Annotated in this window: 9 protein-coding genes; 5 read left to right on the forward strand and 4 right to left on the reverse strand. The window is 56.3% G+C overall.

Annotated elements, in window-relative coordinates; genetic code table 11:
- On the forward strand, window positions 1-403 hold a 403-nt coding region (locus tag HCZ87_RS18205), incomplete at its 5' end, for a transposase domain-containing protein (RefSeq protein ID WP_254868695.1).
- 178 nt (window positions 404-581) lie between these two features.
- Here HCZ87_RS18205 and HCZ87_RS18210 read toward each other — a convergent pair.
- Genes HCZ87_RS18210 through HCZ87_RS18220 form a run of 3 tightly spaced genes read right to left on the reverse strand, consistent with a single transcriptional unit; the run spans window position 582 to window position 2856 of the window.
- Entirely contained in the window at window positions 582-1331 is a 750-nt protein-coding gene (locus HCZ87_RS18210) for a glycosyltransferase family A protein (RefSeq protein ID WP_167646105.1), read from the reverse strand.
- Window positions 1328-2062 (reverse strand): class I SAM-dependent methyltransferase, encoded by a 735-nt coding sequence (locus HCZ87_RS18215; protein WP_368484143.1) that lies wholly within the window; start codon window positions 2060-2062, stop codon window positions 1328-1330. Before HCZ87_RS18215 ends, HCZ87_RS18210 begins: the two co-directional genes overlap by 4 nt.
- A gap of 44 nt (window positions 2063-2106) precedes the next feature.
- Window positions 2107-2856: a glycosyltransferase family 2 protein gene (locus HCZ87_RS18220; RefSeq protein ID WP_254868696.1), complete on the reverse strand. Its 750-nt coding sequence runs from the start codon at window positions 2854-2856 to the stop codon at window positions 2107-2109.
- Between the two features lie 143 nt (window positions 2857-2999).
- Here HCZ87_RS18220 and HCZ87_RS18225 point away from each other — a divergent pair, with 143 nt between their 5' ends.
- Window positions 3000-3929, forward strand: coding sequence for an N-acetylneuraminate synthase family protein (locus HCZ87_RS18225; protein ID WP_167646107.1), 930 nt, complete (start codon window positions 3000-3002; stop codon window positions 3927-3929).
- 87 nt (window positions 3930-4016) lie between these two features.
- Here the strand turns inward: HCZ87_RS18225 and HCZ87_RS18230 are convergent, their stop codons facing one another.
- On the reverse strand, window positions 4017-4757 hold the full coding sequence (locus HCZ87_RS18230; protein WP_368484144.1) for an ABC transporter permease: 741 nt from the start codon (window positions 4755-4757) through the stop codon (window positions 4017-4019).
- Between the two features lie 161 nt (window positions 4758-4918).
- Here HCZ87_RS18230 and HCZ87_RS18235 point away from each other — a divergent pair, with 161 nt between their 5' ends.
- The 3 genes from HCZ87_RS18235 to HCZ87_RS21240 form a co-directional block, all read left to right on the forward strand.
- A complete protein-coding gene (locus HCZ87_RS18235) occupies window positions 4919-6166 on the forward strand; it encodes a sugar transporter (protein ID WP_254868697.1) in 1248 nt (415 codons plus the stop codon).
- Window positions 6167-6179: 13 nt separating this feature from the next.
- Window positions 6180-6842, forward strand: coding sequence for an ABC transporter ATP-binding protein (locus HCZ87_RS18240; protein WP_167646112.1), 663 nt, complete (start codon window positions 6180-6182; stop codon window positions 6840-6842).
- A 202-nt stretch (window positions 6843-7044) separates the two neighbouring features.
- On the forward strand, window positions 7045-8852 hold a 1808-nt coding region (locus HCZ87_RS21240; protein ID WP_167646114.1), incomplete at its 3' end, for a calcium-binding protein.

Genomic DNA, 8852 nt, shown 5'->3' on the forward strand with positions numbered 1-8852 from the left:
CATCGGAATCTCCTCGTTCATCCTGCCGAGAAAATTCTACTTCCGCATCCCCTTAAGATCGGGGGGGATTACCCCCTTCCGCTATGGCCTAAGCCGTTGGCCGTCCTTCTGTCTATTCCTGGACGATGGCCGGGTGGCCATCGACAACAACGCAGCCGAACGCGGCATGCGTCCCATCGGCGTTGGTCGCCGCAACTGGCTGCTTGCTGGATCCGACACCGGCGGCGAAACTCTCGCCCGCGCCATGACTCTCATCGAGACCGCCAAGATGAACGGGTTGGACCCGCAGGCCTACCTCACTGACGTTCTCACCCGCATCAACGATCACAAAATCAACCGGCTCGACGAATTTCTGCCCTGGAAATGGGCTCCGGCAGCGAGCGAAAATTGCAAGGCGGCCTAAATCGGGTGGTTACGGAGAGCGATGGCGATTGTAGCTGATCTTTTGTGTCTGCATCGACATCGACTACGCCGAGATTGATGAACCAGCAACGTCCGACCCATGAATGTGACAAAACCAACGCAGCCAGTTGAAACCAATCCGGCACAACAGAGCCGCTCATAGATAGGCGTCATCTTTATTACCTTAGGGCCCATTTTTTAAACTTATGGCGCCACAAATACACCAGCCAGACAGCCCTCCCGAAAAAACGGTTAAACACTCGCAGTATGACTGCCTTGCGCGCCATCATCAGAATTGGATCATTCCAAAGATCACCCGTACTGGCATGGGGATGCGAGCCACAAACAACAGGTATTGCAATCCCCTTTCCACCTGCCCCCAGAATATCGGTGACAAAGATATAGTCCTCACCGATGCCATACTGCGCACCAAGGCCGAACGCCGGGTCAAATCGTATGCCAAGCGCCAAGACCGCCCCTTTACGCACCATAAACTCCGGCGCGCAGATGCGACCACTGTTAAAACGGGTGAGGCGTTGCTCAGAAGCGTTCTGTGGTAGGCGTTCCGCTCGCCAACCTGCGGCCAGCACCAAATCAGGATCAAGAAAAAACTGGTCCCGGAGCGCCAAAATCCCCTCGACCTGTAACATCACGTCATCGTCGGAGAACAACACCAGATCGCCCCGAGCCTGTTCTAGCCCTGCGTTACGGCTGTTGGACAGGCCCCGGTCGGGACGTGCGAGGAGGGCAACGTCATCCCGCCCCGCCAACAGAGTTTCCACCAGCCCCGCCGGTGCGTCCTGCGGCATTTGCAGCAAAATCAGATAGTCGATGTCTGCGTGCTTCTCGGGCAGACGGATCCGTTTCACCCCGACGCCGAGCGTTGAAATCGCGACCGTCACCGTCAGACGCGGAGCCAACCGGGTCATGATTGCGGCTTACGGCCAGCGTAGTTCACCCGCACGTTCTCACGCCACCCTCCAAGCGCATCACATTCGACCATATTGCCATCCCTACCCCGCAAATCGCGGCGACGTTCCGAATAGTCAAAATCAGCATGTAAACACTCAAGCCCATCAAACAGCGACTTTAGCCCATCAGCAGAATAGCGCCAGTAATCGATAGGACAGGGATGATAGCGCCAAGAAAACAGGGTGCTGTGCATAGTGATACCGCCCGGCCTCAACAGGCGCTGGATCTCCTTTGCCGCCAGCCAAGGCTTGTTGATATGCTCAAAGACATCGAGGCTGAAGATGAAGTCATAACTTTCATCAGCGATATGCGGACAGTTGGTAATATCTCCGACAGCAACCGTCACGCCAGCGCCCGGGGCCTCCTTCAAATCAAGTGCATGATAGTCAAATTCCGGGAAATTTGCATGCCTCGGGTTCAAACGGCCGCCAATTTCCAACATACGCCCCCCAGCAACACCGGCTTGCTGCAGGGCTTCACGCGCGATGGTCTCGATCCGCTCCCAGCGTGGTACTTCTTCCTGCCAGGCCTGGCGTTCCTCATCCGCCTGCTTCATGCGTTCAGCAGCAACAAAACTTACAAGCCGTTCTGGTGCCTTAAATCCGTGGTAGGCAGCCCAAAGCCGTTTTTTTAACGTCATTTTCCTCAGTTCCGGGTCCAAAACGCATACACCCATTTTGAAATTCACCACTGCTCTTAGCCTGCACATAGCGAAATTCCAAGCGATCCAGCCTAGCCGCGCAGGATCCGGCGCATCAGATGGTGCGACATATACCAGGCCGCCAGACAGACAGGCAGGCCGAGATGTGTCCGATACATATGCCAGGTCGCCCGCATCGCCCGCGCCCGCCCAGCCGTCAGCGAATGCGGGTGGACGTTGTAGACAGCCAGAGGTTCGTCGATACCTTGGGCTTCATCGCAGTGCTCCAGAAGCAAGAGCCAAAAGGCAAAATCCTGTCGCATCCGCAACAACGGCATCTGCAACTCACCAAAATACGTCCGATCAAAGATAGCTGTCAGGCACCCTATTACGTTCCCCCGCAATAAATCTGCACGGGTCACACGCTTCGGTACCCGAACCTGATATTGATCGGTGCCATGCCTGCGCCAGAAACCACTGTAGGAGAACACCGTACCGGTCTCCTGCATGAAGGCGATCTGCCGCTGTAGTTTGCTCTCGAGCCAGCGGTCATCGGCATCAAGAAATGCGATATAACGTCCCCGCGCCGCAGCGAGCCCGGCATTGCGCGCGGCCGCCGCTCCGGTATTTCCCGGTTGCCGCAGCAAGCGAATCCTATTGTCTTTCAGGCTCAGGCGCGCGCAAATTTCCGCTGACCCATCCTGCGATCCGTCCTCAATGAGCAGCAACTCCCAGGCCTCAAAGCGCTGCGCCTGCACTGATTCAACCGCCTGTTCCAAAGTCATTTCAGCGTTGTAGACAGGCATAATGACCGAGACAACAGGAACCAGAGAATGTTGCATGTTAGCGCCTGTCATCGCATGTCTTTATGGTTTGCCCAAGATCGCCTGTGCCGTTACAAGGCTGTCCTATAGCTCTCATACAGAGCCACCCACCGCCCTGCAACGAGGGCCTCAACATTCTCCAACACATTGGACGACAGAACATGAGCGAAAATAAGACCCCCGTTAAAGTGATTGCCGAAATCGGATGCAATCACAAAGGCGACCTGGAGATTGCCAAGGAACTGATCCGCGTCGCAGCCCATGTCTGCAAAGCAGATATCGCAAAATTCCAGAAGCGTCATAACCGCGAATTGCTGACCCCGGAACAATACAACACCCCACACCCGGTACCGGAAAACGCGTATGGTGACACCTATGGTGCGCACCGTGAATTCCTGGAAATGGACACAGATCAGCACAAGGAGCTGATTGAGTGCTGCTCCGAAAATGGCATTGCCTATTCCACCAGCGTCTGGGACCTGACCTCGGCCAAGGAAATGGCGGCACTGAACCCTCCGCTGCTGAAGATCCCCTCGGCGACCAACCAGCACTATGACCTGCAGGGCTACCTTTGCGAAAACTACGCGGGCGAGATCCATGTCTCCACCGGCATGTCCACCGGCAAGGAAATCGTCGATCTGGTGAATTTCTACGCCGAACGCGGCCGCGCTAAGGACCTGGTGGTTTATTCCTGCACCTCTGGCTACCCGGTGGCCTTCGAAGACATCTGCCTCTTTGAAATTCGCAACCTGATGGAAAAATTCGGTGCCACCGTCAAAGGTATCGGCTTCTCCGGTCACCATTTGGGTATTTCTGCCGATGTGGCGGCTCTGGCTGTTGGCCGCGCAATGGAAGCGGACGGCAAGGGTAAGTTCTCCCATATCGAGCGCCACTTCACTCTGGACCGCACCTGGAAAGGCACCGACCACGCCGCAAGCCTGGAGCCCGATGGGCTACGTCGCCTGTGCCGCGACCTGAAAAACGTAGACATGGCTCTGGCATACAAAGGTCAGGATATTCTGCCGGTTGAGCAGGTCCAGCGCGACAAGCTGAAATGGGTCAAAGAAGACCACGCCTCGGCCGCCGAGTAAGATATTAAAAAGGCCGCCTCTTCCTAGGCGGCCTTTTTCTTGGACAGTTCAGGATACCCCAATGCCCATCCTCAATCGCAGCGGACATCACTTATAAAGGATGTCCCTGGTATAACGGCGCAGCAGTAGAACCCCAAAGAACAGCGGCACCGCCCCCACAAGACAGACATAGGTCAGCGAAATATAGGTCGGCTCGTAACTGGCATAGAACCCCGTACGCATAAGACCCGTCAGATGTATAAGCGGGTTAAACCACAGAATGTTCTGCGCAAAAGTCGGCAGATCATCATATGTATAGAAAATTGCCGACGCCAACATCAGCGGCCTGGTCGCTACATTCCAAGCCGTCTTGTAGAGCGGAAAGGAAAAACTGGCATAGGCATTGAAGGTTCCAATCCCCACCGCCAACAACACGACTGCGCCAAAAGTCTGCAGGATAGGCTTGAAGTCCATGATGATACGGATGTCTTCGATGGTAAAAACCGTCGCGAAGACAATGACGCTCACCATGATCTGGGTCAAAACCGCCAGTATCGCTCGCGCAATCAACGTATCGACATAAGTGACCCTTGGATAAGCGAGCAAAGCCTGATTGAAGCCAATCGCCCAACCGACAGCCCCGGACACCTCCTGAAACATCCGCAGAACCAAAAAACCGGTCGCATAAAACAGCAAGAAGCTTGTTCCCAGAGACGGTGACCTAAGCATCATAGAAAAGGCCAGCGTCAATACTGCAATCACTGCCAGCGGCTGCAAGATCGCCCAAAGGTAGCCTCCCGGTGTTCGTCCATAACTGGTGGACATCTCTCGCAGGATCAGGGCAACCACCGACCGCACACCTCGGTATCGTAACCGAGGCCGAGCCACAGGACGGAAGTCCTCAGATACAGGGACCTGTGTCATTTCAGTTGTGTCATTTAGACTGGTACTTTCGGTTATCCTGTGAAATCAGATAAGATGATTTCAGAGCAATCATTTGGATCACAGACTTGGCGGACAATCAATCAAATCTCGGACCTTTGGACAAGGCCTCCCCGCAAGAGGCTGTGACCAAAACCAAGGAAAAAGGCGCTCCGAAACCCAAGCCCAAACAGCCTGCAGACCCGATCTATGCCCCGGCTCGTACCGCCAAGGCAAAACCGCGTCATTGGATGCTGTTAGTTTCTTTCCTGATCTTCGTCTGCGTGCCTTTGCTGCTAACCGCCGGATACCTCTGGACCCGGGCAGTTGATCAATACACATCCAGCCTTGGCTTCACCGTGCGGCGCGAAGAAGCCCCCTCTGCTGTCGATATACTCGGCGGGCTGACCAAACTCTCCAGCGCCTCTTCGTCGGACAGTGATATTCTCTTCGAATACATTCAGTCCCAGGAACTGGTAGAGAAGATCGACGCCCGCCTCGACTTGCGTGCACGTTTCACCCGCCACACCAACATAGACCCCATCTTCTCATTGGCGCCAAATAGTTCAATCGAAGATCTGGTCAAATATTGGAGAAAGATGGTTCTGATCTCCTACGCGCCGGGGACCGGCCTCATCGAGGTGAAGGTCAAAGCCTTTACCCCGGAAGAGGCGCATGAGATCGCCACGATGATTTTTGCCGAGAGTTCGGTAATGATCAACGAGCTATCCGCCATCGCGCGCGAAGACGCCATGCGTTATGCGCGCGAGGAACTGGATACAGCGGTTGAGCAGTTGAAGGAAGCTCGCCAAGCCCTCACTGCTTTCCGCTCACGTACCCAGATCGTTGACCCGAGTGCCGATATTCAGTTGCAAATGGGTCTCCTAAATACGTTGCAACAGCAGTTGGGCACCGAATTGATCAACTACGACCTGCTTCTGACAAATGTGCAGGAGGGTGACCCGCGCCTGCACCAGTCACAGCAACGCATCAATGCCATTCGCGCCCGCATTCAGGAAGAGCGAAACAAATTCGGCGGAGGCGGAAGTGCTGCAAGCGGTGAGGATTATGCCACCTTGGTTGCTGATTTCGAGCGGCTCGGCGTGGACCGGGAGTTTGCAGAGCAAAAATATACCGGTGCCTTGCAAAATTACGACATAGCCCAGGCTGAAGCCCAGCGTCAGAGCCGGTATCTCGCAGCCTACCTGAACCCGACCCTAGCTCAAAGCCCAGAATACCCGCGCCGGGTTTTACTGTTCAGCCTGACGGCGCTGTTTCTGATGATCGCTTGGGCCACCATGGCGCTCATTTTCTATTCACTTCGGGATCGCCGTTGAGCCAGAGTTCGCAATGATTATTCTGGAAAATCTCACCAAAAGCTTTGCCACCCCCAACGGGCGCAAATACGTAGCAAAGAACATCAACCTGACCATCCCCCAGGGCAAGGCCATGGCACTTCTCGGACGCAATGGAGCGGGCAAGTCCACGATGCTACAGATGATTTCAGGTAATATGAACCCCGATTCAGGCCAGATCCTGACCCGGGGCGCCGTCTCCTTTCCTGTCGGTTTTGCTGGCTCCTTTCACCGAGATCTAACCGGTGCGCAAAATGCCCGATTTGTCGCGCGTATCTATGGTGTGGACACCGACGCAATGCTGGATTTTGTCGCCGATTTCGCAGCCCTTGGTGGTCATCTGCACATGCCGGTACGCAGCTATTCTTCTGGCATGCGCTCACGCCTCGCCTTCGGCATCTCCATGGCACTGGATTTCGACACCTATCTGGTTGACGAGGTGACCTCGGTTGGCGACAGCGCATTTCGCCGCAAGAGCGCTGCCGTGTTCAAGGCGCGGATGAAAAAATCCTCCGCCATCGTGGTCACCCACTCACTGATCGAGGTGCGCAATCTCTGCAATGCCGGTGCGGTACTGGAAAACGGCGAGGTAACCTATTTCGATGATGTCGAAGAGGCCATCGCCAAACATGTCTCCAACATGAAGCGCAGCAAGTAACGCCCCTGCCCTCCTCTAGCTGACTCTATATATGTGTCGGTGATCACCTTTGGCCGGTAAAAAGCGCGACATTTCTCTACCGTCAAATTTGGAAACAATCCGCGCAAAGATCCGCGGTTTGGCCACATATCCAACACAGACAAGCCGCCCCTCCCCCGCAGCCTGAGCCCCGGTTTCAACCACAGGCCAAGGCGGATCGGGCATGACGACATTCCAAACAGCACAATACGTCCAAATCGCAAGTGAGTTCTACACCGGCACTGCCCCACGATTGTTACTGGACACCCGCTCCAACCAGATCCTGATCGATCTGCACATGAGCGCTGGCGACGATATACGGCAGTTTTGCCTCTCCAACGGCGGCCTCGATTATCTCCAGAATAGCGAAGAAAGCGGTGACAAAATCGCCTTTTCCCTCGCCCAGAAACAGGCCACAGTCCGCAGCGCTGCGGTGGAATCCCTGTTTGACACCCACACAGAGCTGTCCCGCAGCGCCGCCTTCTATACCGATGACACGGGGTTTGTTGGTGACCGCTTCACCCTGCTGGCCACCACCAGCACCGGTCGTGAGATCCTGGTGGCCGCCGGGCTCGGTCAGCCCGGGCTGGTCACACTGGCACGGAACAGCGATGAGCTCCTCAGCCCACTCTCCAGCCAGGGTGACACCAGCCGCACCTATCTGGGCGACGTGCAGATGATGGCCAGCGCCGTGGTGGCGGAGCAACAACTCATTTTTGCCGCCTCCGAATGGGAAGCCGGAGTCAGTGCTTATCGCCTGGACAGCTCTGGCCGCCTCACTCATCTGGACAGCCTTGGAACCCACGACGGCGTCGGGCTCAATGCCCCTACCGCACTGCTGGCCACTCAAATCAGCAGCCAGCCAGTGCTGCTTCTAGCCGCAGCAGGAAGCAGCTCGATTTCCGTGATCGGCGTCGACGGAAACGGGCAGCTCAGCCTGCTCGACCATGAGGTCGACACGCTCTCCAGCCGTTTTGGGGCTGTCACCGTAATGGAGTCGATCATCCATGGCGGCCAGACCTATGTGGTCGCAGGCGGGGGGGACGACGGGCTGACACTCTTTGCCCTCCTGGACAGCGGTCAACTTCTGGTCCTCGACAGTCTGGCCGACAGCACCACACTAGGCCTCAACAATGTCAACGGGCTGGCGCTACAGATGCAAGGCGATACGCTGCATGTCTTTGCCACTTCCGAAACCGAAGCTGGCCTGAGCCATACCACCGCGACCCTCGCCGCAGATGCAGTGCAGATGGGCAGTAGCGGCAACGACACCCTGTCCGCCGGGAACACTGGCGCTGTCCTGTTGGACGGCCATGGCAATGACCAACTGATCGGCGGCCTCGGCCAGGATGTCTTTGTACTGGTGGCTGATGGAGACACAGACATGATCCAAGCGTTTGACAGCACCAAGGATCGCATCGACCTCAGCGCCTGGGACGCGCTCAGCTCGGTCGCGCAACTGAACATCTCCTCCCGGGCGGATGGTGCCCTGATCCGCTATGGCAGCGAAAGTTTGCGTCTTTTTACAAGCAACGGCAACAGTCTCGATATGGAAGATTTCCTGCGCCAGGATCTTCTGGGCCTTTACCGACCTCAGCCCGAAACAGATGCAGCAGTGATCCTGACCAGTTCCGGCGAGTTGATCGGCGCCAGTGGCGAAGACCGGCTGATCGGGCGCGACAACGCTGACGTTCTGTATGGCCAGGCTGGTGATGACCACCTGCTCGGCAATGGTGGCCGTGACACACTCTGGGGCGGCCTCGGCCATGACAGCTTGCAAGGGGGCGACGACAGCGATGTCCTCTATGGCGAGGACGGCAATGACGTCATGGACGGCAATGCCGGCCATGACTTGATCTTCGGCGGTTTCGGTGACGACAGCCAGGTCGGTGGCACCGGTGCCGATACCCTGGTGGGCGGTTATGGCAACGATACCCTCCATGGCGATACCTCCACCGATATCATCTACGGGGATGAGGGCAACGACAGCAT

The sequence above is a fragment of the Phaeobacter sp. HF9A genome (assembly GCF_011806385.1).
Lineage (GTDB): Bacteria > Pseudomonadota > Alphaproteobacteria > Rhodobacterales > Rhodobacteraceae > Epibacterium.

What these genes read in the sequence shown, in the direction of transcription:
- HCZ87_RS18210 (WP_167646105.1), bottom strand. Translation starts at nt 1,331, where the DNA reads ATGACCCGGTTGGCTCCGCGTCTGACGGTGACGGTCGCGATTTCAACG.
- HCZ87_RS18220 (WP_254868696.1), bottom strand. Translation starts at nt 2,856, where the DNA reads ATGCAACATTCTCTGGTTCCTGTTGTCTCGGTCATTATGCCTGTCTAC.
- HCZ87_RS18225 (WP_167646107.1), top strand. Translation starts at nt 3,000, where the DNA reads ATGAGCGAAAATAAGACCCCCGTTAAAGTGATTGCCGAAATCGGATGC.
- HCZ87_RS18240 (WP_167646112.1), top strand. Translation starts at nt 6,180, where the DNA reads ATGATTATTCTGGAAAATCTCACCAAAAGCTTTGCCACCCCCAACGGG.